The sequence below is a fragment of the Flammeovirga yaeyamensis genome, assembly GCF_018736045.1.
GTDB classification, from domain to species: Bacteria; Bacteroidota; Bacteroidia; order Cytophagales; family Flammeovirgaceae; genus Flammeovirga; species Flammeovirga yaeyamensis.
This window is the reverse complement of record NZ_CP076133.1, coordinates 408,901-431,737: the sequence shown is the minus strand read 5'-3', so window position 1 is coordinate 431,737 and position 22,837 is coordinate 408,901. Positions and strand designations below refer to the sequence as shown.

General features: G+C 37.4%; 15 protein-coding genes. 7 read left to right on the top strand and 8 right to left on the bottom strand.

Going from position 1 to position 22,837, the window contains the following annotated elements; translation table 11 throughout:
- The first annotated feature begins 35 nt into the window (after positions 1–35).
- The 3 genes from KMW28_RS22030 (at position 36) to KMW28_RS22020 (ending at position 3,426) form a co-directional block, all read left to right on the top strand.
- Positions 36–1,076, top strand: coding sequence for an aldose epimerase family protein (locus tag KMW28_RS22030; RefSeq protein ID WP_169662215.1), 1,041 nt, complete (start codon positions 36–38; stop codon positions 1,074–1,076).
- Between the two features lie 16 nt (positions 1,077–1,092).
- Positions 1,093–2,106 carry an L-rhamnose/proton symporter RhaT gene (locus tag KMW28_RS22025; RefSeq protein ID WP_169662216.1) on the top strand — a complete coding sequence of 338 codons (1,014 nt, stop codon included), beginning with the start codon at positions 1,093–1,095 and terminating at the stop codon, positions 2,104–2,106.
- Between the two features lie 87 nt (positions 2,107–2,193).
- Positions 2,194–3,426 carry a glycoside hydrolase family 117 protein gene (locus KMW28_RS22020; protein ID WP_169662217.1) on the top strand — a complete coding sequence of 411 codons (1,233 nt, stop codon included), beginning with the start codon at positions 2,194–2,196 and terminating at the stop codon, positions 3,424–3,426.
- Positions 3,427–3,488: 62 nt separating this feature from the next.
- On the opposite strand, the gene KMW28_RS22015 is transcribed toward KMW28_RS22020, so the two are convergent.
- The 8 genes from KMW28_RS22015 to parS all read right to left on the bottom strand — a co-directional run bounded on the left by KMW28_RS22015 (position 3,489) and on the right by parS (position 8,811).
- Positions 3,489–4,607 carry a helix-turn-helix domain-containing protein gene (locus KMW28_RS22015; RefSeq protein ID WP_169662218.1) on the bottom strand — a complete coding sequence of 373 codons (1,119 nt, stop codon included), beginning with the start codon at positions 4,605–4,607 and terminating at the stop codon, positions 3,489–3,491.
- Between the two features lie 102 nt (positions 4,608–4,709).
- Entirely contained in the window at positions 4,710–5,330 is a 621-nt protein-coding gene (locus tag KMW28_RS22010) for a hypothetical protein (RefSeq protein ID WP_169662219.1), read from the bottom strand.
- Between the two features lie 182 nt (positions 5,331–5,512).
- A complete protein-coding gene (locus tag KMW28_RS22005) occupies positions 5,513–6,055 on the bottom strand; it encodes a hypothetical protein (protein WP_205958109.1) in 543 nt (180 codons plus the stop codon).
- 342 nt (positions 6,056–6,397) lie between these two features.
- The gene (locus tag KMW28_RS22000; protein WP_169662221.1) at positions 6,398–6,622 is read right to left on the bottom strand and encodes a hypothetical protein; all 225 of its coding nucleotides are present in this window, start codon (positions 6,620–6,622) and stop codon (positions 6,398–6,400) included.
- Positions 6,619–6,990 (bottom strand): hypothetical protein, encoded by a 372-nt coding sequence (locus KMW28_RS21995; protein ID WP_169662222.1) that lies wholly within the window; start codon positions 6,988–6,990, stop codon positions 6,619–6,621. Before KMW28_RS21995 ends, KMW28_RS22000 begins: the two co-directional genes overlap by 4 nt.
- Before the next feature lie 10 nt (positions 6,991–7,000).
- Positions 7,001–7,603, bottom strand: a complete 603-nt coding sequence (locus tag KMW28_RS21990; protein WP_169662223.1) for a hypothetical protein — start codon at positions 7,601–7,603, stop codon at positions 7,001–7,003.
- 213 nt (positions 7,604–7,816) lie between these two features.
- Positions 7,817–8,284 carry an RES family NAD+ phosphorylase gene (locus KMW28_RS21985; RefSeq protein ID WP_169662224.1) on the bottom strand — a complete coding sequence of 156 codons (468 nt, stop codon included), beginning with the start codon at positions 8,282–8,284 and terminating at the stop codon, positions 7,817–7,819.
- On the bottom strand, positions 8,284–8,811 hold the full coding sequence (gene parS / locus KMW28_RS21980; protein WP_244994580.1) for a type II RES/Xre toxin-antitoxin system antitoxin: 528 nt from the start codon (positions 8,809–8,811) through the stop codon (positions 8,284–8,286). The genes KMW28_RS21985 and parS overlap by 1 nt, the downstream gene beginning before the upstream one ends.
- A gap of 368 nt (positions 8,812–9,179) precedes the next feature.
- Here parS and KMW28_RS21975 point away from each other — a divergent pair, with 368 nt between their 5' ends.
- The 4 genes from KMW28_RS21975 to KMW28_RS21960 are packed head-to-tail and all read left to right on the top strand — an operon-like array spanning position 9,180 to position 22,711.
- A complete protein-coding gene (locus KMW28_RS21975) occupies positions 9,180–12,269 on the top strand; it encodes a SusC/RagA family TonB-linked outer membrane protein (protein ID WP_169662226.1) in 3,090 nt (1,029 codons plus the stop codon).
- A gap of 13 nt (positions 12,270–12,282) precedes the next feature.
- Complete coding sequence (locus KMW28_RS21970; RefSeq protein ID WP_169662227.1) at positions 12,283–13,695, top strand: RagB/SusD family nutrient uptake outer membrane protein; 1,413 nt, start codon at positions 12,283–12,285, stop codon at positions 13,693–13,695.
- A complete protein-coding gene (locus tag KMW28_RS21965; protein ID WP_169662228.1) occupies positions 13,695–15,128 on the top strand; it encodes an FISUMP domain-containing protein in 1,434 nt (477 codons plus the stop codon). The genes KMW28_RS21970 and KMW28_RS21965 overlap by 1 nt, the downstream gene beginning before the upstream one ends.
- A gap of 11 nt (positions 15,129–15,139) precedes the next feature.
- Positions 15,140–22,711, top strand: coding sequence for a S8 family serine peptidase (locus tag KMW28_RS21960; RefSeq protein WP_169662229.1), 7,572 nt, complete (start codon positions 15,140–15,142; stop codon positions 22,709–22,711).
- Positions 22,712–22,837 lie beyond the last annotated feature (126 nt).

The window sequence follows — 22,837 nt, the reverse complement described above, 5'->3', positions numbered from 1 at the left end:
TGAAATGAATTAATGACAACCGAAAGATATACATCATGATCAAACAACAATTATTTGGGGTACATGAGGGACACGAAGTACACCAATACGAATTATCAAATCGAAATGGAATGAGTGTCAAAATTATGACACTTGGTGCTACAATCACCTCATTAAAAGTACCAAATAAGCAAGACAGCTTAACTGAAGTGGCTTGTGGTTTTGATCAATTAGATGGATATTTTTCGGATGCCTATAAAGCTAATGCTCCCTATTTTGGATGTACCGTTGGCCGTTTTGCATCAAGAATTAAGGATGGAAAATTTGCTATTGATGGTGTAGAATACACTTTAGCAACCAATGATGGTCCAAATCATTTACATGGAGGCATAAAAGGTTTAGATAAGCAAATTTGGGTTTGTGTAAACGAATTATCGAGTGAAGTGGCAGATAGTATCACCTTCCAAAAAACAAGTGAACATATGGAAGAAGGTTTCCCTGGAAATGTAACTATCGAAGTGACTTTTACTTTATCGCAAAACAACAATTTAGAGATTTCTTATCATGCGACTACTGATAAGAAAACACCTATATCATTAACCAATCATACGTATTTTAATCTATCAGGATTTAAAGAAACGGTGGGCGGACATACAGCTAAGATTTTAGCAGATAGCTTCTTAAAAGCAGATCCAACAAATGTTCCAGTGGGAGAGATTGAAAATGTAGGAGGAACAGTATTGGACTTAAAAGAAGGAAAGAAACTAGCAGAGGTTTTTGAGGAATTAGAAACAGGCTGTGAACACTATTTCTTATTTGACGAAAAAGATACTTTACGTAACGTGGCTTCATTTAATAATGACGACACAGGTATTACTTTAGAGATTTCAACTACCGAACCAGGTATGTTATTTTATACAGGTTATTTCACTTCTAACGAACTACAAAGAGAAAGCGGTGACCAATTTGGAAGATATAAAGCATTCTGTTGTGAGACACATAGATATCCAAATGGTCCTAATATCGATGGAGCTCCTAAACCATTCACAACACCAGAGGAGCCTTACACATCAACTACAGTCTATTCATTTAAATAACAAAACATTATAAGTCATGATTGAAGGAGTTTTATGGTCGATTTTTGCAGGACTGATGCTCGGTCTTTATGCATTACCAGAAAAGTTTACGAAAGAATTTGAATTCGAAAATACGTGGGGTTTATTCTTCGCCATCAACACATTTATTATTCCGAACATTGCCGTTTATTTCTTAGTAGATAACTTCGGCGATATTCTAGCTGCAGTACCTACCAATGTAATGATCGGTATGGCTGTTGCCTCTTTCCTTTGGGGTATTGGTGTAATGATGTGGGGTAAAGCCATTAACTACATTGGTTTATCACTTGGTTTTTCTCTGTTTATAGGTACCATTATTTTAATTGGTTCTCTTATTCCATTTATGATTGATGGTATACCTGAATTTCAAGTATTTGCCACTATCATGTTAGGTATCCTGATTGTATTATTCGGGGTAATGAGTAACGGTAGAGCAGGTCTATTAAAGCAAAAAGAAGATGATAAAGGCGAGGAAGTGAAAAGTGATAACATGATCACTGGTATTTCTATTGCTGTAGTGGGTGGATTATTAGCAACAGGTTTTAACTACGCAAACTCAGTAGGTGCAGGTGTGATTCACGAGGCAAGTGTTGCAGCAGGCAACCCTGAGTGGGTAAGTGCAATTATTGTAATGTATATCATTTATGTTTTTGGTGGTATTTCTATTGCTTCTTATTTCTCTTACCAGTTAACAAAGAAGAAATTATGGAGCAACTTTGTCACTCCTCAATTCCCAAGAAATACAGTTTTAGCTACTGTAATGGGTATTTTTAACTTCTCTGCTTCAGCATTATTTGGTTTTGCCGCCTTTACTTTAGGTTCAACAGGAGGTACTGTAGGATATGCTATTTTCAATACGGTATCTGTTGGAGTTGCTATTGTAGGAGGTATTATTACTAAAGAATGGATTACTGCTCCAAAGAAAGCAAAAACATCACTTTATCTGGGGTTAGCGTGTATGATCGTAGGGATTACAGTGATTGCTTTTGGCAATAGCTTAGGCACAGTTTAGACAAATAAATATCGGGTACACAATTAAGTAAGTGTATTCAACATCAATCATTCAAATAAAGGTGATGCTTCACCACATTTTTTTATCATGAAAGCGATTAAATTTTTAGCAGGATCAGTATTGATCGGTGCAAGTATTCTTTCTTCTTGCACAAAGCCTACAGCACCACAAGCTGAGGTGAAAGACTACACACATGTATCTCAGGAGAAATTAGATTTCTTAGGTATTACGGATGTAAATCATTTAAGTGCAGCTTCTAAAAGAGCATTGGATTGGCCTGATTCGTTAACGAACGAATGGTTCGGTGAATTTTCAGTACAAGATTTAAAAGGAGACTTGGCATACGAAGAAGGCGTGGTAAGACGTGATCCTTCTGCTTTGCTTCATGTCGATGGAAAATATTATGTGTATTACTCTAAGTCTGTTGGTAAAACTGACGGTTTTGGTGGTGATATCGAAAATGATAAAGTATTCCCTTGGGACCGTTGTGATATCTGGTACGCAACATCAGAAGATGGTTGGACTTGGAAAGAAGAAGGTCCTGCAGTACTAAGAGGTGATAAAGGTAAATTTGATGATCGTTCTGTTTTTACTCCAGAAATTATGGAGCACGAAGGGAAGTACTACTTATGTTATCAAACAATCAAATCGCCATATGATGTAAGAACAAAGAACCAAGTGGGTTTGGCATGGTCTGAATCTCCAAATGGTCCATTTAAAAAGTTAGAAGAGCCTATCTTAAGCCCTGCTAACAATGGTGTTTGGAAAGGTACAACTCAAGATCGTTTCTTAGTAGAGAAGAAAGGTGATTTTGATTCCCACAAAGTACACGATCCATGTATCATTCCTTTCAAAGGTAAATTCTATTTATACTACAAAGGTGAGCAAATGGGTGAGGCAATTACATTTGGTGGACGTCAGATTCGTCATGGTGTTGCTATTGCAGACAATCCACTTGGACCATATGTGAAGTCGCCTTACAACCCAATCTCAAACTCTGGTCACGAGATTTGTGTATGGAAACATAAAGATGGTATCATGTCTCTAATTACAACTGATGGTCCTGAAAAAGGTACTGTTCAGTTTGCTGCAGATGGTATTAACTTTAATATTATGGCTTCTATTCCTGGTGCACCTCATGCAATGGGTCTTAACAGAGAATTAAACAATAACGAAGGTTTTGGAATCTTTGGATGGGGTCTTACTCACAAGTATGTGAATTATGATTACCAACATATTCGTCGTTTTGCAGGAAAGCGTAAAACATCGCATAAAGCGAAAAACGAACAAACTGCTAAACAACCAAAAGCTACGAGATAAGCAATTGTTCTAATTGATGTATATATGATGCACAGCTCGAGAAATTGAGCTGTGCATTTTTTTTAATAACTGAATTCTTCTTTTTCGATCCACTTTTTATATTCACTCGGAGTCATTTCTACGATGTCTTTAAATGCCCGATTAAAAGTAGTTTTGGAATTAAAACCAGAGGCTTTCGCTAATACTTCGAGTTTCATCGATCTGCCTTCTTCCGTGCGCAATATTCGTTTTGCCTCGACTATTCGATAATGACTAATCATCTCATTGAAGTTCATTTTTAAGCCTTCATTGATCACAAACGACACTCTTGAACGGTTTAACATCACTTCTTGGGCCAAGGAAGTGAGCGTTATTTCATTACTCAAAAACGGTTTTTCATTTTCAATATATCGAATAATCTTATCCAAATCCTCTTTTAGTTTTCCCTCAGTAACTCTTTCTTTTTCTTGTAGTATAATTTCTTCTTTATTGATAAATACTTCAATCTTATTGGAAATTACCCAATGGAATATAAGGTAAATTGTGGCTGAAAAAGAAAGGTAATAAACCGGGAATCCAATATTTGATAGTGGTAAATCATACGATTTAGCCAAAACACCGTAGGCCCCAAAATTATGTACAAACAAATACAATAAAGCAATAGAAGTATATACCCCTGTCCTTGTTTTCCACCATTTTAAATGAAGTGCATTTTTATTTAGATGTTTTGATGTAAAGTAAATGAGGTAAACGATCCCAATAGTGGCATTGAAATAGTCTTGAAACAGATTTACTTTCTTGATATATGGAGTATTTTCGATTAATTCACCCGTGAACAATAAGGTAAAGTCCCAATAGATGATAGGAAGAGAAGCAAGAAAGAAAACGATAGGAACGATAAAATGAAAAAATACATTCTTCTTTAGTTTAAACATTTTATTGACTCCCGTTTCCAAGAATAAATAAAAGGTAGGGTATATAAATGTGGTTATGCTTGAACCTAAAGAAGCAAATATCAAATATTGTTCATTAGGCAAAATCTTGCGTAGGGCAAACATTAAACATACAAAACACCATATAAGCAATGTTGTAATCAATAATTTTCCTTGAACTGATAGTCCTTTTTTAAATGATAAATATACAGACAGAAATAATCCGTTGGTAGCTCCGATCAAGGTTAGTAGTGGTAGTATCTCTTTCATCAAATTTAGTAATGTAACGTTGTTGCAAAATTGAACAATCAGTTTGTACTTTCCAATAAATCACTTATTTAATTATGATTTTTTATATGATACCACTCCTAACTATTTGATATTCTTTTTGAGTTCTTTAATAAGGTTTTCCTGATCTTGAATTATATTTTCAATTGATTGACCGGATTCCATTTCATTATTTTGATAGTTTTCTATCATTTTTAAAGTCACTACTACTTGCAACACTTTATGTAAATCTTCTATCGTGTTACTATTTTTAATTACAGAGTTTTTGATTTTTTCTCGTTCAGCAACACTATGAGCGTACTTGTTTTTGGATTCCTCTACCAATTGCATTACTTCCATTCGTATAGTTGAATCTAAAATTGTATGTATAAAGTCATGTGCTTCAGCGTAATAATAATTATTACTATTATTAAATTTGTTATATTTTTTTAGGCTATCTTCCTGAGCTTCTCTCATCAACAAATAATCATTTTCAATTTTTCGAAGGTTTTTATCTTTTTCAAGAGCTTCACTGTACAATTGGTAAAATAGATTTCCTCTGCCTCTAGCTGTTGCTTTATATTGTTCAATAATATTCTTTTCTTGAAATACTTCTGGTGTTTCTGGTGTTGTAATTCCTTTCTTTGATGAAGTATTATTTTTTGATTCTCTTGAATTACATCCTAAAATGAGTAGAAGAATGCTTATGACAATTAGTTTTTGCATGATAGATAAATATTGAAGAGTTAGTAGAATAGTTATACTGAAATACAAATTACATATTTTTTATTATTCTTTCAATGCTTCAATATTACGAGCTTTTAGATATAGTTTATCTTCGGTGCTCACTCTAGAATTGAGTAGCTTTTCAATTATTGATTTGTCTTTGATATACTTAATGAATTCTTTTAAATCTGAAAGTGTATATGATCATCATGTCTTACAGCCTGACAACCGTGATATCTTATTTTCTTATTTGATAAATGAAGTCTATTTTTCAAATGTGGTTCTATGAAAATCTTTTTGACTTCCTTTTGTTCAATCAAAGCTAATACTAATTTTCTTGTTCCTATTTCTGAAAATTTAAGATCACGATTAATTTGACCTAGAGTTAAATATTTAGGATAGTCGTATTGAAAATAGCCTCCACTTAGACATTTCTGAGGTTGATTTATTTCTCCTTCAATAACATCTTCGAAAACACCATAACCACTTATTGATTTTGAATGATCAGTGATTTGTCCATCTAAAGTTTGATAAACAAGTGATAAATCTAATTTATTTCCATCATTATGACTTAAATGAGGCAGCAAGGGAAAACCATTAATGAAAGGAAAGTTTGCATCTAAATACTTTATTTTGATATCCGTTTGGGATAAATTATCCGATAAGCCTGCCAAAGTCTTATTCATTTCAGGTGTTACATAGTTTCTATTTAATAGCACCGTCATATAGTTTGTGGGTGATATTTTTTCAGTATTAATTATTCTTTCCCTTCCCAATAAATGAGCTAAAAAAGGAATAAAACTGAATGATAAAATGAGATAAAGACCCAAAAATAACAGGTACTTTTTTATGGTTGATTTTAATCGAAGTTTATCCGCTAATACTATTGATATTAGAAGTACAAAACCCCCTAATTGAGTGAGTACGGTGAGAAGTATTACGATAAATAATATGAAGATGAAGTTTAGTTTTTTGTTCATGGAATAAAATAATTTCTTGCCAAAATGAATATTTGCTTTTGATGTAGTTAATTCATGTAATTCAAACTCTATATAACTCTTATCAAATTATCTGTAAAGTAGATTTCCTTTTTTATCAATAACATCAAAAAAACGGTGTTCGCTCCGACAGATAAGATCATTAATTTTTACAAAAGTTGGTAATGAAATGTTTTTTAAAACCAATTGAGAGTTATCGATTGGATTGATCACTTTAACGTCAAACCAGGTTCTTGTTAATTCAGAATAATTATCTTCTAATTTAGTTAATGATATTACTTTATAAGTTCTCATGATTTAAACATTACTTGTGAAAAGTTCCAAAAACCTTCAATGTTAACTGTACCTTTTTGTTCTTGTTCACTAGTTAATACTGTTCTATTATTTGAATTTTCAATTCTATATTCAATGATTTCTATAATTTCAGATTTGTGTTCTTGGATAGAAATAGTTTTTTCATTTATTCGTTTCCAATTAAAACTTCCATCAAGATTATATGATGCTTCCTCGTCAACATTTGCCCAACTTTTAAAATGACCAGACCCATCTTTTCGAAACTTTATCCAAGAACCCATAATTATGCTAAATCCACTTCCATCTTCTGTATTCCATTCTCCAATAAGTTCATCTCTCTTGAATAGTTTATTTATCATTAGTAGCATAATTTTAAATTTAATCAAGAATTTTAATCTGAATGTCGGAATCAGGTTTATAAATTGAGTTTATGAAACATCCACTACTAAATATTGTGTCACTTAAAATTACATCCTCTAGTAAATTTAAATTATTATTTAGTTGCAAATCATTTGTTTGTAACTTTTGATAAGTTCCCCAAGTAGAAGAACGTTTTAAAATGATACCGAAATTAGGCACCCAAAAATAAGATATACAACCATCAATGATTAATGGATTTTTTGAGTATTTATAAACTTCATAATTACTACCATTAATACTATATTTTTTAGAGTCTTCAAAGACAAAATAATAGTTGTCTTTTTCAACTCCATTTGTAAAATATTTGGGTTGATAATCTTGTGATTGCTTCAAGTAAATTTTGACTGTATCATTATTATTTTCTTGGTTATATATGTAGGTTAATGTTTCAATACTATCCTTTTTAGCATTATAAAATTCGACTTTAGTTGTATCAGTATTTAATAAAAATGAATTTTCAATATCATAATTAACATAAAAATATTCAACAGAGAAATTCTGTTTGATATCTGTACGTTGACAACCAAAAATGAAAAGAATAAATATCAATGAGTTTCTCATGTTTTAATATTTATGTGGATCTGATATAGATTAATTGTAATTCATCATTTCAATATTAACGTTATCACAACTTATAGTTTTCATTTCTAATTTCCTTAATCAATTCAGCTTTCATAAACTTATGAACACCTTTCTCATATTTATTTCTAGTTTTTGTACCTATTTTTCCATGTTCAATTTCAATTAATTCATCGAAGTTAGTTACGTTTTTATTTATTGTTTTATCCTAGGATCAAAACTCATGGGAACTTTTGAAACCACTTTAATTCGGGAGCTATCTTTATGGTTGGGGTTGATCAAGTAGTTGAACTCTTGAGGTACAATGCAACTCGGTACCTTAAGCACAGCTGCTTGACCATCAAAAACAAAGTCATCACCAATAAATTGAGTTTCTAATATTGGAGGTCGTGAGTCCCAATCCTTAGGTAAATCTTCTATATCTATTTCGAGAATTTTAATATCATCAGGTATTTCGATTTCCACATAATATCGGTCGGTTGGCAAGTCTTCATTTAGGTCTAGATGTACAGATACCTCTAAAGTTGCCAAAGCACGAGTTTCTGCAGTGTAAACTAAAAAAGTATTGAGACTATTCCAGCGATACCCATCGGTCAAAGCTGCACCAATGCCCTTTAAAGTTGATTTTAAATATTTTTCTCTCTCTATTCTATATACTTTCATTATGCCATGTTTCCATATTCAAGCCTATTCAAGGCATTTTTTACCTCTTGAATGCCCGTTACTGTATCGAATAAAGTTTCAGGTTTAATACCGCCTAGAGAATAATTTGGTTTTTTAAGCCATCTATTAAACTTCTCTTTTTCATTATTGAAAACCTCTATTCCAAAGTCTAATAGCTCGGTTAATAAAAGTACTACTTCACTGTCCCGACCACTTAATAATCCGTTTTCTCTTTTCTTTTTATTGTAAGTAGTTTGAGGAAGATCGAATATGGAAAGTACTTCTTTAATGGAAAGTTCAGTTCTAGCACTTAATAACTCGATCGCTTCATAAGGCAGACGATCTCTAATAAGTGTTACTCTTTCAATTTTATTTGACCAAGTATATTCCTTATCCCGAATTCGAATTGCCCATAAAGATTTTTTGTTTCTTAGAGCTCTTGCACGTTTGATACTCTTTTTAGTATCAAATTTTTCTTTTTTGATATCTGTTCCCATAGAAGCATATTTACTACAATATAGTAACAATATTGCTTAATTTAAAAATATTCTGTATTTAATTTAATTATTTGATAATTTCTGATGCTAAACCTAAAAAACAATCTCCCCAACTCACCAACCACTTGACATCAAAAGTTAAAAACATCACAACCCCAACAATTTTCCACCTCTACAATCTCTCCTAAAAACGATTCGCTACTAATTTATTATCAAGCAGTTAGACGATTTGATACACGAACCAAATAATCTGATACACGATTCATACGAAATAAGACAACAATGTTACCAATTGTTTAGTTAAAATTTTTCACAACCCATATCATTGCCGTATCAAAGGTGAGAAAACCTTGATGTTTACCAATTCAAAATCAAATATTAATCGATCTTTCTGACACATGAACAAATTCAATTTTTTCATTGTGTTCTTGTTGATTACTACTTTTTCTTATTCCACTACCTACGCACAAGATGTGCTGGTAAAAGGTATAGTCAAAGATGCGACTTCTAACGAACTCCTTCCTGGTGTGAGTATTTGGATAGAAGGAACAACTACAGGAACAACTACCAACTTCGAAGGGCAGTTTACCATAATGGTAAATGGACCTGAAGATCAACTTCACTTTTCTTTCATTGGAATGGAAGACAAATTGGTTACAGTCGGTAATCAGACCAATATTGAAGTAGTACTGAATAGCGATTCTGAACAACTCGACGAAGTGCTTGTTGTGGCTTACGGAACTTCAGACAAAAAAGCATTTACAGGTGCTGCGGAAACAATTGCCGGAGAATCTCTAGCCACAAGACCAGTCTCTTCCGCTGCGAGTGCCTTACAGGGAGCAACATCAGGCGTGCAAGTGACTTCAAGTTCTGGACAGCCAGGATCGGGACCAACAGTGCGTATTCGTGGTGTGGGTTCTATGAGTGCAAGTTCTTCTCCACTTTATGTTATTGATGGTGTACCCTACGATGGTATTGGAACTTTAAATCCCAACGATATCGAATCGATGACGGTTTTAAAAGATGCGGTGTCTGCCTCACTTTATGGTTCTAGAGCAGCCAACGGTGTGATTATCGTCACAACAAAAGGAGGAAAGCAAAAAGAACATTCTAGACTGACGGTTGATGCCCAAGTTGGGGTAACCTCACTAATGAATAATGGAGTGAAACTGATGAACTCAGCTGATTATTACCAACAAACTTGGAATGGCTTATTCAATAATCAGTTCTACTTGCACGGAAAAACACAAAACGAATCGGCAGCTTATGCACACGAAAATGTAGAAGCCATTTCTGGTTGGAATCCTTATAATATGGATCAACCATTTGATTATAATGGCAATGTTGCTGCAGGTGCTAAAATCATTCAAGATACCGATTGGAGAAATGCATTGTATCAAGCGGGAAGAGTAGAAAATTACAACATCGGTTTCTCTCATTCTACAGAGAAAACCAACTACTTCCTTTCTTTAGGATATTTCGATCAGTTAGGTCATGTTAAAGGAACAGACTTTAACCGTATTTCTGGTCGTATCAATTTGGATCATCAAATTAACTCTTGGCTGAAAGTTGGAACAAACAATACACTAAGTTTCTATAATCAGAATGCACAACCGAATGGTACGGCCGGTGCCAATCCAGTACGTGCTGTAGAGATCATCAATCCAACAACGCCTATCTACACAGAAGATGGAGATTACAACTGGTACAATACAGCGGTTTTAGATTTCAATCCTATCGGATTAATCGAAAAAGACATTTACAATACAAAAGGAAATAATATCTCCTCAAGCCTATACTTATTGTTTGACTTTAACAAACACCTAAACTTCAAAACCACCGGTTCGATGAACTATAATTCTTCTAATTCGGTGGTTTACTACAATCCTGAACACGGGAATGGTTCTGGTGTAAACGGCAGAGGATCAAAATCTCACGATCAAAGCATGGCCTTAAACTGGTCGAATGTACTGACTTGGGATAATACTTATGGTAAGCATCATATTACGGTAATGGGTGGACAAGAAACCTACTACGTTAAAGCCGATGGTTTATATGCGGAGTCTACAGATTTTGGTATTGGAGGCAATCCTCATTTGGGTATTGGCGCCAAGCCAGAACAAGCTACTTCATATACAAGTAACCGTAGTTTGTTATCGTTCTTCTCACAATTCTCTTACGACTTTGCTTCTAAGTATTACTTAAACGCTTCGGTCCGTTCAGACGGTAGTTCTCGTTTTGGCGAAAACAATAAATTCGGTGTTTTCCCATCTGTGGGTGCTTCTTGGAGAGTCGGACAAGAAAACTTCTTGAGCAATGCATCTTGGATCAACGAGTTGAAACTAAGAGGTAGTTACGGTCTTACGGGTAATGATAAAATAGGTGATGGTAATTATCTAGCACTTTATTCATTAGGGAGCAACTACGGTGATCGTCCAGGTATGACGCCAGTTCAATTGGCAAATCCTAACTTACAATGGGAGAAAATGACGTTGGCAAATATAGGTGTAGACTTTTCGATATTCAATAGAATTCAACTTTCTGGGGAGTACTTTATCAAAGACTCTGATGGACTTCTATATGCCCAACCAATTTCTTACTCTAAAGGATTCGGATCTGTTTTGACGAACATAGGACATATGGTCAATAAAGGAGTTGAAATCACTCTTCATACTGAAAACATCGTGAAGAAGAACTTCTCATGGACGACAGATTTCAACTTAACGAACATTGAATCGGAGATTAAAAACATAGGTGCAGACCAACTGATAAGCGGTAATTATTTACTGAAAGAAGGATTAAGCTGGTACAGTTTCTACTTGAGAGAATGGGCAGGGGTAAATCCGGATACGGGAGAACCAATGTGGTTTGTGAATGTGAACAACACCCACGATGAACAAGCAGAAATGCCAGAGACAGCCTTTGATGATCCTCATGGATCGGGTCGTAAAGTAACGAGCGAATACGAAGATGCTTACAGAACAGTAAATGGTTCTGCACTACCAACTTTATATGGTGGTTTAACCAACACTTTCAAGTATAAAAACTTCGATTTCTCTTTCCTATTGTACTACAGCTTAGGCGGTAAAATCTACAACTACGATTACGCAAAAAACATGCATGATGGTGCCAATCCTGGCTATAACCTAGCAGACGAAGCAAAGAATTCTTGGACTCCTGATAACAAATACACAGACATTCCAAGATACATTGTCAACAACGAAGATAATGGTCATTTGGCCTCCACTCGATTCCTGGAGAAAGGCAATTATCTACGTCTTAAGAACGTGAATTTGGGGTACAATCTTCCTCAATCAGCTTGTCAGAAAATCCATATTTCTAGCTTAAGAGTGTACTTCTCTGGAGAGAACCTATGGACACTTTCTAACTACAAAGGATTCGATCCAGAACAAGAATTATCAGGTTCTACCAACGACAATATTCCAGGTGTAGCAACGTATTCAGTAGGCTTCAATTTTGGACTATAAAACAGCATCATTCATGAAAAAATATATCATAAATTCACTTGTCGGAATGATGTTGACGGTTACATCATGTTCCGATTTTCTAGAGTACCAACCTTCTACGCAAGTATCTCCTGATGTCGCTTTTGAGTCGGTAGAAAACGCTCAAGCGACTTTGGTTGGTGCTTACGATCAGTTAAGTTCACCTTACTTCGATGGTTTGTATGTACAGATCATGAGCGATGTGATGGGCGAAGACTTAATGATCAATTCTGATAACAACTGGGGATGGTTTGTTACTGTATATCAAATGAATGTTTTATCGACTTACCAATGGACAACGAATCCTTGGGCAGTGGGATATAAAGTGATCTACGATTGTAACATGATCATCGCTAATGCACCTAATATTAACGATGGAGATACAGCTGCAATCGAGACCTTAGTAGCACAAGCCAAAGCCTTGAGAGCGTATTGTTACCTGAATTTGATTCAGATGTACGCTAAAAATTATACAACTGATCCCAACGGAATGGGCGTCATCTTAGCCACAGCACCGGCAGAGGCAGAAGACGAAGATTTAGGTCGTGCAACTACTCAAGAAGTGTACAATCAAATCGTCGAAGATTTATTGTATGCCGAAACGCACATGGGTGTGAGCGAATACAAAGGAATGTTGGATCAAAAAGGTGCACAAGCATTATTGGCGAGAACTTACAGCATCCTAAATCAATGGGATAAAGCCAAAGAATATGCAGAAAAGGCGATGAAAGATATGCCTTTGATGACTGTGGAGGAAATGTGGGGTGGGTTCATGTTATTCAGCAACAACCCGGAGGCGATCTTCTACTTGGATTATACCCGTACGGATAACAACATCTACCTTTCATTGCCTTCGTTCTACTGGCCTCAATATGGTTATTCATCCATTAGAGCCGATGAAAACTTCATCAATAAGTTTGACGATGGTGATATTAGAAAGAGTTATTTCGATTTCTATGAACCCATTGATGCAGACAATTATTTGGTGGTGAAATTTGGTCACAATGAAGCTTTAGGTAACGCACACATGATCAAAATCAGAGCTTCAGAAATGCATTTGATATTGGCAGAGGCAGAAGCAGAATTAGGCAACGACACCGCTGCTCAAGATGCTGTTTACACCATTATGCAACGTGCCAATGGAGGCGCTGCTAAACCAACAGAAACGGGCGAAGAACTGATCAAAGTGATTTTGGAAGAACGCCGTAGAGAACTGTTTGGAGAAGGATTCAGATGGTTCGATATCAAAAGGCGACAAGAAACTTTTGTGAGAGAAGGACAGCATTGGTCGAAATGGAATATCAGTCCATCGGATGCAGATTACTACCGTTTCACTTTCCCTATTCCACAAGGAGAAATTGATGCCAACACCAAGATTTCTGACGAACATCAAAACAACGGATACTAATGGTAAAATTAATATATACGGTCATGTTTGCCTTATGCTGCATGATTGCCTTTACACATTGCAGCAGAGACGAAAGCATCCCCTCACTTTCGCCTAATGCTGGGATAGATCAACTTGAATTGGTAACTGAGGGCTATCTGACCACTATTGCTGCGAATACATTAGAGGACGGTCAGACAGGTACTTGGAAGGTAGTAAGAGGAGAAGGTGGCATCATTGATGACATCCATCTTTCAGAGACTATCTTCCGAGGTGAACCTGGTCAGTTGTACACTCTAGAATGGGAGGTACGAGAAGGCGATATGTATTCTACCGATTGGATGGACATCAGTTTCCAACCCATGGAGGTGAATATCTACAATGTATTGCCCGATACGGTGAAAGACAGTTTTACCATTCATTTCGAAGCCGATTCAGCTTTATACGGTGCACAAGGAACGTGGTCTTTAGTAGGAGAAGATTCTACTTCGGGCAGTTTCTCTGATGTACATCATCATATGGCCTCTTTTACTGGATTACCAGAACATACTTATATAGTTCAATGGACACATCAGTATGGAGGAACTCAAGTGAGTAAACAAATGGAAATCACTTTCGATACTTTGTATGCTTCTGCGGGAGAAGATCAATTGGGTATTGTCACGAGAGAAGCCCCTTACTTTTTCACTTTAGAAGGTCACCTTCAAGAAGGAGCAACAGGGGAATGGACGATCTTGGAAGGTAATGGAGGTAATGTGGTGACGAATCACTTACCCAATTCCTTGTTCCAAGGAGAGAGAAACGAGCTGTATACATTAGAGTGGAAAGTGATGTATGATAATGAGGTGAAACGCGATACTGTCAAATTATCGTTTGGCGGATTGCATCACACTTGGATCGATCCTCTTGATAACAAAGAATATAAAACGGTTCAAATAGGTGATGTCGAATGGATGGCTCAGAATTACGATTTGGATGAGTATGTAGGCATTGCTGCATGGTATTATGGTCAGGCTGCCGAAGCAGAAAACCATACAGGTCATGTGGTATCTTCTGATGAAGACCGCAGAATTCATGGCAAACTATACTCTTACACAGCTGCAGAATTACTTGCTCCAGAAGGCTGGCGTTTACCTACTTACGAAGAGTGGTGGGATTTAGTCGAGCAATTCGAAGGACAAAACTTTGCGGGTGATCACCTAAGAGCTGGTGGAAAGAGTGGTATCGAATTAACGTATTCAGGTTACTTCGAAATGCCAAGCTATCGTAATCAACCTCAGTTTGGTGATATGGAAATGATGGGACGTTATTGGGTGAAGCTTCCAGAAGGTCAGACGATCGAAAACAGCTTCCCTCAAGCCTTCCAAATTAATGAAGGATCTCTAGTGGGTATCGGAATATTTATTCCGCATTACGCTTTATCTGTACGATACATTAGAGACGTTCAAAACTAATCGAAATCCCAATGAAAAAGATATATAATTTAATTATTCTTTCCCTTTTCCTATGCCTAGGAAGTACTGCTTTTGGTCAGACGCCAGAAGTAGTACCAGGAAAGATTAGAGTAAAGTTCTCTCCAAATATGGTGAGGAACTTTAGAACGATCGATACCCCCGATCAGGATACAAGAGTGGATCTAACGGGAGTCACTCAAATCGATGCATTCAATACCTCTCAGCAAATTGATGGGTTCAAAAGAGTTTTCCCTTTCTCTCTAAAAAATGAGGCGAAACATAGGGCACACGGATTGCACCTTTGGTACGAAATCTCCTTCGACGAGGTCCGTTCTCCTGCGCATATGGTTGAAAGTTATCAAGTTTTGGATGGAGTGGAGATTGCCAAACCGGTATATAAAAAGTCGTATATCGAGCCTGCTGAATTCAAACCTTATACACCAAGTTCTAGCCAAAGAGTTCAGAATTCCTATCCATTTGATGACCCTTTCTTGAAAGATCAATGGCATTACGAGAACTACGGGGATATTATCGGAGAAGCTGATGCAGACATCGATTTATTTAAAGCTTGGGAAAAAACAACTGGATCAAGCGATGTAATTGTTGCCATTATTGATGGCGGTATGGACGTGGCTCACGACGATTTGAAAGATGCCATGTGGGTCAACGAAGCGGAGGCCAATGGCGAACCCGGAGTAGATGATGATCAAAACGGTTATGTAGACGATATTAACGGATACAACTTTGTGGCTGGTGGTAATGTATCGGCAACAGATCACGGTTCTCATGTTGGTGGAACAGTAGCAGCAACGAACAACAACGGTATTGGTGTTGGCGGTGTAGCTGGTGGAGACGGTACGGAAGGTTCTGGTGCGAGATTAATGTCTTGTCAGATTTTCTTGCAATCGGGTTCATCAACGGGTGTAGCCAATGCATTTGTCTATGCAGCCGATAATGGAGCGGTCATCGCTCAAAACTCTTGGTCTTATACTTCCACTGGATACTACGAGCAAGAAGTGTTGGATGCGATCGATTACTTCATTGAAGAAGCAGGTCAATACGAAGGTTCCCCAATGAAAGGTGGTATTGTATTTTTCTCTGCTGGTAACACGGGGTACAATCAAGAAATCTGGCCGGGTATGTATGAAAAAGTATATACAGTTGCCGCTTCAGATGCTTCCAACAATCCTACAGAATATACCACTCACGGTACACATGTTGACATTTTAGCACCGGGTGGATCACTTTTTAATGTGCAATATGAAGGTGTTTTAAGTACTGTACCAGGGAATCAATATGCATTTATGCAAGGTACTTCTATGGCTTGTCCTCATGTTTCTGGTGTGGCTGCTTTAGTACTTTCAGAATTCGGAGGTGAAGATTTTACTCCAGAAGATTTAAAGCAAAGAATCATCGATTTCTCTCAACCTTTTGATGATGACATGCACGAATATTGGAACGGTTTGGTGGGTCGAGGAATGTTGAATGCCGTGAATTCATTATCCGTTAACTCCGATCAGAAGCCGGAAACTCCAGTGATTAAAGCAGAGAACGTTTACCACGATGCTTTTGATGTTACATGGAAAGTTCCTTACGATGCCGACGATGAGCAACCGAATGCTTTTTACGTTTGGTTTAGTCAGCTAGAGCTTACAGAAGACAACTACGAATCAATTTCTCCTTATGTATTCGAAAGTAGTGTTAATGCCGGAGAGACATTCCGTTTAACGATTGGCAATACAAGAGAGAAGCAAGATTTCTACTTCATTGTTAAAGCAGTCGATAAATGGGGAAATGAATCGGATAGATCAAATATCTTGAAGATTACCACAGGTGAAGCCCCTCGATTGGTTTTGGAACAAGATTCTATCATCTTAGAAATTGATGTTCAACAGCAAGAGATGCTGTCGGAAAATATCATCATTAAAAATACAAAAGGCGGTATTTTGAAATGGTCGGCTTATGCGAAGAATTTCGGATATATTCCAGAAGAATCGTTGGATGAATACTTGTCTTCACAAAACTATGTGGAGGATTCAGGGGCTAAAATAGTATTTGATGCTGATGGCATGCCTACGATCACTTTGCATCAACCCAATACTAATAAAGCACCTGCTTATGCTTCTCCAAACAACCAAGGCGTAATGGCCAATATCGGAGAAGTACCTTTAGAAAGACATCCTTCTTTTGATACCTTGAAGCAAATCGGAGAATACAGATCTGGACTTCAGTACGATTGGGACGAGTGGCCTGAAAATGCATTAGGAGTAGATGCTCCAGAAATTATGGGCTTCTCTCATGCAACTGTATTCGAAATTAACAGAGGGCTTACCTTTAACCTTACCCATGTCGCAGCATTCGTCAACACAGTAAACACAGAAGAGCCGATTGTAGTAGAAATCCGTAAAGGAGGTATTGAAGGTCCTACCTATGCAGAGACCATTCACACTCAAGATTTCTATGTTCGCGACTCTACTTTAGGTTGGATTGAAATACCTTTAACAAGAAACTTCCGTTTCGAAAACGACGAGGTATTCTGGGTAGTCATGCACCATCCCACCAACGATCCTTTCCCTATTACTTGCAACCTATCGGGTACTTATCCTGGAGATGTGTATTGGGTGTCTAGAAACTCAGGTAGAACATTCGAGAATGCACAATACAGAGCAGTTTGGCTGTATTACTACCTAAAAGTTAGAGCATTAAGTACAGGTAACGATGGTGCTTGGGTGTACATGGATCCTCACGAAGGAGAAGTTGGACCACACAAAGACGAAACACCTTCTTTAAAAATTGATCCATCGGGATTAATCAATGGTCTGCATAAAAGTGTGGTAGGTTTATACACTAACGACCCGAATTATCCTGCTGCAAGTGTATTTGTAGATGTAACCGTAAAAGGTCAGACACCTTACTTAGATGTTGAAGATATTTATCACTTAGACCAAAGCTTTGTTGGCGTTGAACAGTACAACGAATTACATGTGGCGAACAATGGCTATGGTAACTTGGAAATCTACGATTATACATCAGACATTGACGGTTTAGAACTGATTAAAAATGATGAAGACACCTTATTCATTTATGCTCGTGAGGAGGTCAATTTAGCGGTGAATTATACCCCACAATCTTTGGGAATGCATCAGGGCTACATCACTTTAAACACCAACATAGGTGATGTTAAATTGTTAGTGACTGCGCAAGCATCATCACCTGCGATTGCTACCGTAAAGAATGCCAATTTAAACACCACGGTGAATTATGAAAACGAGGAAGAAGTAGAGTTAAGTTTCACTTTAGAAAACACTGGCGACTATCCTTTAACCTATCGTATTCCATCAGATTTATACGAAAAATACGAAGGCAACCAAAACGATATCAGAGAGTTGTTCTCTGAGGGACATTATCCAACAGACGAGATTGAGTCGCCAAGAAGAGTGACTTCCATTTATACAGAAATCACCTCCGACGACTTGAATGGACCTATGGCAGGGGCATTCGAAGATATCTCTACAACAGGTACGCCGATCAGTCATATTACATTGGCTTACGCTACCGCTTATGGAATTGAAATGGGCTTTGATTTCCCTTACTTCGATGGCGTTTTCGATAGAATCAATATCAATGCAGAAGGGGTAATGAGTTTTGGTCAGTTATGGACGACTAACGCTGATTTTAGCTTCCCGATGGCCAATAAAGCCGAAGGAGGTATCGCCTTAATGTGGCATGGTTTCGATCCAATCAGAAACTTTCAAACGGGAGTGAAGCGTGGTGAGATTTACTACGAAAGTAAGGGCGATCGCTTTATCGTTCAATACCATAAAGTGATACAAAACAACCGAGAAGGTGAGATGACGATCCAAGCAGTACTTTTTGCTGATGGTACGATAGAGTTCAGATACAAAGACATTGAGACGTCGAATTTCTATGACAAAGGTCTAATCGGTATTCAAAATATCGAAGAGGACTACGGTATCACTTTCCAAGCAAGAGCACAAGACAATGTAGCCGACGGTTATGTTTCTCCACTAAAAGACGATTTCGTGATCCGTTACGAGCGTCACGAGGACAAGCCGTTTGTAAAAATGGTCACTCCTCAAGAAGGTACTCTATTGAAAGGAGAATCGACAGACATTACACTAACTGTCAATCATCTGGATTTTAATCTTACGGATGGAGATCACTTAAATAAGCTATTTATTTTCAACAATGGTACGGATCCGTATCAAGAAGTGGAGGTGAATTTAACGGTGATTGGTGAAGAAGATGTTACGCTAAATGTAGATGAATTGAACTTCGAAGCAGTCACTGTAAACGATACGCTATCACTGGAATTATCAGTTGATAATGCAGGTAGCAAAGGAGTTGAAATTACGCAAGTCGACCTTCCGGAATACATTCTTTCGGATATCGAATTGCCTTATTGGGTCGCTCCTCAATCGGAAAATAAGTTCTTCTTTAGCTTCGCTCCTTTGACGAAAGTAACTAAAGATGATGTGGCGATAATTACGTTATCCAATGGTGAAGAATTACACGTCGATATCAAAGGGTTCTCGCTAGAAAGTCCTCGCTTAGCATTTGATAATGCCCCAGTGCATATCGAACTAAATGCAGGCGAAATCAAAGAAATGGCGTTTGAGATCGAGAACAATTCCAACGATCAAAACTTGTGGTATTCTATCCTTCCAAAGAACATTTTGAGTGTACTTGGTTTGGAAGATTATACAAGGGAATCTGCAGATACTTTGTCGTTCGATTATGGTGTGACCGATACGCAAGACGATCCATCGGCTTACCTTGGTTATTCTTACGAAAGTATTGTAAAAGAAGAGAACAGAATTCATGTTTCTTCGGATGCTTACCAAGGCGTAAAGTTACCGTTTAAATTCTGGTTCTATGGTGAGGAATACGATAGTGCATGGATGAACGAGCACGGTTATATTTCTATTGTTCCTCCAGAATTAAACACAAATAATACGCATCCGTTGTTTGTAAAAGACGATTTACAAAAAGGGCTAATCGCTCCTCATTGGGCATTGTTTACCCTTAATAAAGTGGTCGCAGAAAGCGGATTGTATTATCAAGCATTCGATGATAAAGCGGTATTCGAATGGCACATGATGGTGCATCAGCAAGGTGAAGTTGTAGGAGGTGCAGCCACTTTCCAAGCCATCCTTCACAAGAATGGACAAATCGAATTCTTGTACGATGATGTCGATACGTATAATGGTGAATTCAACTTTGGTATCGAATCTCCAGACGAGCGTTTTGTAATTGATTTAGGTAGAAACGAAGTGGATTGGGAAGCGGTTTACGGTCAAGAATTTGATGACCATAGAAGAATCTTAATTACCCCTCCTGCCAAAGGATTTGTGAGACCAAACGCCAGGGAAGAATTCACTATTCAATTGGATGGATCGATGGTTTTCGATGGTCATTATGAAGATACTCTTTGGGTGGTATCAAATAGTATGTTCGAAGACTCGGTAAGCTTCCTACCTCTAGAAATTGATGTCTACGGGGAAGCATCACCTGAGATTGCGGAGATGGTGAACTTTGATACTTTATTCTATATCGAAGATGAAGTTTTCGTTCAACCCATCATTCTGAAAAATATAGGAACGAAATCCTATCAATTAGATAAAATTCTATATGATGATGACAACGGACTAGAGGTGCAATATGCCGATGGAAAGAAAATATTTACGAGTGGAACTGGTCAGATATACGATGATATTATTGTTGCACCACAAAGTGAAGATACGTTGTATGTCGCCTATGCGGCAGAAACACTAACTGATATCAACGAGGTCATCACTTGGGAAGTAAATGGTACAGAATATTCAACGACGGTGAAAGCGGTCATGATCGATCCTCCAGTATTACATATTCCTACTGAAGATGTGACGATTGAGGTGACTGATCAGGAAACAATGCAGCATCAGATTTCTGTGGTGAATAATGGGAATAGTTCTTTAAACTACCAAGCGGAAGTTATTTACAGACTTACTGAGGGGCAGAAAGTGGAACATAGTGAGGACATCACTTTTGCCGATTCCTTATTGTACGATTACTACAACAATACCAATAAAGCACAAGGGTACTGGGCTTCGTTAGGAGGTATGCCGACATCGGTGGCTTCGAAACACAAAGCACCGGAAGCAGGCTTCTTGATTACTCACGTTCGATCGAATGTCGACTATATCAATAATGGAGTGTTTACAGTGAGAATTGAGATTGTAAAAGGAGGAGCCGACCCTGTGGAAGGTGAGCGTGTAGCGATGGAAAACTTCACTCAAGAATTTACTTCGGGTGAAAAATGGATCTTGCTTCCTTTCGAAAACCCAGTATACATGGACCCGAACGAAGAGTATTGGATTGTGGTGCATCACCCTCCAGGATACTTTAAAGTTGGTTTCGATTTGGATTACTCTAAAGACTTTGATTTCGACAGTCAGCTAACAAGTTTTGACGGTGGCGACTTCTGGGGTTACGATCCTGATCAGCCAAGAATCTGGAAAACGAGAGCTTTATCTGCAACAGCCTTAACGGGATGGTTCACAATGGATACCTACTCGGGAACAGTTTCAGCTGGCGACAACGAAGTAATCAACACCAATATTGATTTCGATTCGCTGAGAACTGGAAATCACTTGGCTACGGTACGTTTCAGATCGAACGATCCAATGGTCAATTACGAGGATGTCAACTTCTTGATTAAAGGTAATGTGGCACCAGAATTCACTTATACTCCAGATCAATTCGGGAAGATCTTTGTCGATGAAAACGATAGCAAAGTGTTCAACATTATGGCAAGCGATTTCGAAAAATCAGCCTTACGTTTCTCTGTGGATTCGGCCATCGACTTTATCGAAGTAAAGCATGTCAATGATAGCATCGCTCAGTTAATTATCGAACCGACTTTTGAGCATCAAGGAGATTATGAAATCGAAGTCACAGTCGAGGACGAATGGGGTGGTAACTCTACTCATTCTCTGATTTTGGGTGTGAATAATGTCAATAGAGCACCAATTGTGACTCCTTTTAGCGAGTTGTATATGAACGCTTCTAGAGGTGATCTGAAAATGATCTCATTACCAAATAACATTACCGATTTGGACGAGGATGTATTGGGTTATTTCGTTCAGAACTTCCATCCTGATATCGTAGAAGTAGCTTATGGTGATGATGAGGCGATCATCATTCCAAAAGAGGAAGGAGTAGCAGTATTGGCCTATGGAGCTGATGATTTCAATGGCGGTTTCAGTTACGAATTTATCTATGTGATTGTGGAAGGATCGATCAACAGCATCGATGGCACAGAGCAACTGACGATGAAGGTGTATCCTAACCCGACCACAAGCATGAGTCATCTGCAAATGAGATTACCTAAAGCTTCTGAGGTAGAAATTCAGTTGTTCAATATCCAAGGTCAGAAAGTCAAAGAAGTATACAAAGATTACTTGCCTTCGGGTGAACATCAAATAAGCACAGACTTGAATGCACTGAGGAAAGGAATGTATATCTACAAAGTGTTTGTGGATAGCTATCCGACGGAAGCGATCAAAATTATAAAGGAATAAATATGCACCTCTAGGGACTTCGTATTCCTGTTTGTAGGGACGTTGCACTGCAACGTCCGTACAGGCAGACAAGCAATGTCCTAACCTGGTATAATCACATCATTTTTTAATTCTATTCATTTTTAA

Excerpts from the sequence above, each read along its gene's own strand:
- KMW28_RS22030 (WP_169662215.1), top strand. The coding sequence starts at position 36 with ATGATCAAACAACAATTATTTGGGGTACATGAGGGACACGAAGTACAC.
- KMW28_RS21960 (WP_169662229.1), top strand. The coding sequence starts at position 15,140 with ATGAAAAAGATATATAATTTAATTATTCTTTCCCTTTTCCTATGCCTA.
- KMW28_RS22015 (WP_169662218.1), bottom strand. The coding sequence starts at position 4,607 with ATGAAAGAGATACTACCACTACTAACCTTGATCGGAGCTACCAACGGA.
- KMW28_RS22025 (WP_169662216.1), top strand. The coding sequence starts at position 1,093 with ATGATTGAAGGAGTTTTATGGTCGATTTTTGCAGGACTGATGCTCGGT.
- KMW28_RS22010 (WP_169662219.1), bottom strand. The coding sequence starts at position 5,330 with ATGCAAAAACTAATTGTCATAAGCATTCTTCTACTCATTTTAGGATGT.
- KMW28_RS21985 (WP_169662224.1), bottom strand. The coding sequence starts at position 8,284 with ATGAAAGTATATAGAATAGAGAGAGAAAAATATTTAAAATCAACTTTA.
- KMW28_RS21965 (WP_169662228.1), top strand. The coding sequence starts at position 13,695 with ATGGTAAAATTAATATATACGGTCATGTTTGCCTTATGCTGCATGATT.
- KMW28_RS21975 (WP_169662226.1), top strand. The coding sequence starts at position 9,180 with ATGAACAAATTCAATTTTTTCATTGTGTTCTTGTTGATTACTACTTTT.
- KMW28_RS22000 (WP_169662221.1), bottom strand. The coding sequence starts at position 6,622 with ATGAGAACTTATAAAGTAATATCATTAACTAAATTAGAAGATAATTAT.
- KMW28_RS22020 (WP_169662217.1), top strand. The coding sequence starts at position 2,194 with ATGAAAGCGATTAAATTTTTAGCAGGATCAGTATTGATCGGTGCAAGT.
- KMW28_RS21970 (WP_169662227.1), top strand. The coding sequence starts at position 12,283 with ATGAAAAAATATATCATAAATTCACTTGTCGGAATGATGTTGACGGTT.
- KMW28_RS22005 (WP_205958109.1), bottom strand. The coding sequence starts at position 6,055 with ATGACGGTGCTATTAAATAGAAACTATGTAACACCTGAAATGAATAAG.
- KMW28_RS21990 (WP_169662223.1), bottom strand. The coding sequence starts at position 7,603 with ATGAGAAACTCATTGATATTTATTCTTTTCATTTTTGGTTGTCAACGT.
- KMW28_RS21995 (WP_169662222.1), bottom strand. The coding sequence starts at position 6,990 with ATGCTACTAATGATAAATAAACTATTCAAGAGAGATGAACTTATTGGA.